Genomic DNA, 1,045 nt, shown 5'->3' with positions numbered 1-1,045 from the left:
AGAGAACTTATCATCAATCGCCGGAGATTTGGTCTGGATTGAAAAATGACCAATGATGCTTGGTTTTGATTTCCTATTGTTCGAAAAACTTGAATAAGTAGCTCGAATCGCTCTGCTCATGATTATTTTTCTCCAAACTAAAATAAAACCATGTCGATAGCCATGAGCTGAAACGCGATTTGCAGACAGCCACCAAGGCGAACGAGGAGAAGAAGTATGAGCACATTCAGAGAAATTCGTCAGTTGATTCCATCGCAACCTACCGCTGACGGTGATGGTGTTAAAATTCGTCGAGTTGCAGGTTTTAACAACGCGAGCTTTTCACCATTTTTAATGATGGATGAGCTGAAATCCGATCTACGTTCTGACTACATTGGTGGCTTTCCTCCTCATCCTCATCGTGGGATTGAAACGCTGACTTATATGCTGAAAGGTCATTTTCAACATCGTGATCACATGAACAATGTCGGCGAATTGCGTTCAGGTGGTGCACAATGGATGGCGGCAGGTCGCGGAGTAATACACAGTGAAATGCCAATTATGCAAGACGGTGAGCTGCATGGTTTTCAGATATGGATTAATCAACCAGCCAAAGACAAAATGAAACCCGCTCAATACCACGATTTTCAACCAGAAACGATCACGGAATTTGACAATGCAAAGACAGGGCTTGTTCGTGTCATTGCTGGTGAATTGATGATTGCGGGAGAACGAATTGTTGGACCGTTGACTCAAACTGGTGTTGTGGCAACTGTTGCTGATTGGCGGCCTCATAGAGGAGCCACGCTTGAGCTAGCTTTGGACGCTGACCATAACATGATGATTTATGCGTACCAAGGCAGTGTCGAGATAAATCAACGCACTGTAAAGCAAGGTGAGATGGCGCTGTTATCAAAAGGAGAGGCCGCAAAGTTTACTGCGGCAGACAACAGTGGGGTCCTGCTCTTTATAGGTGAACCAATCAATGAGCCGGTGGTTCACTATGGCCCATTTGTCATGAACAGTATCGAAGAAATTGAACAAGCGATTCAAGACTACAACTCAG

The 1,045-nt window shown here is 44.6% G+C and carries 1 protein-coding gene; it reads left to right on the top strand.

The window, feature by feature from the left end:
- Positions 1-216: 216 nt before the first annotated feature.
- Positions 217-1,045, top strand: an 829-nt coding sequence (locus tag R7P72_RS26045) for a pirin family protein (RefSeq protein ID WP_318111149.1), incomplete at its 3' end; no start/stop codon positions are given.

It is taken from the genome of Vibrio sp. Vb0888 (genome assembly GCF_033338835.1).
GTDB lineage: Bacteria > Pseudomonadota > Gammaproteobacteria > Enterobacterales > Vibrionaceae > Vibrio > Vibrio alginolyticus.
Note: the sequence above shows the minus strand (reverse complement) of the source record. Positions and strands in the feature narration are given on the sequence as shown.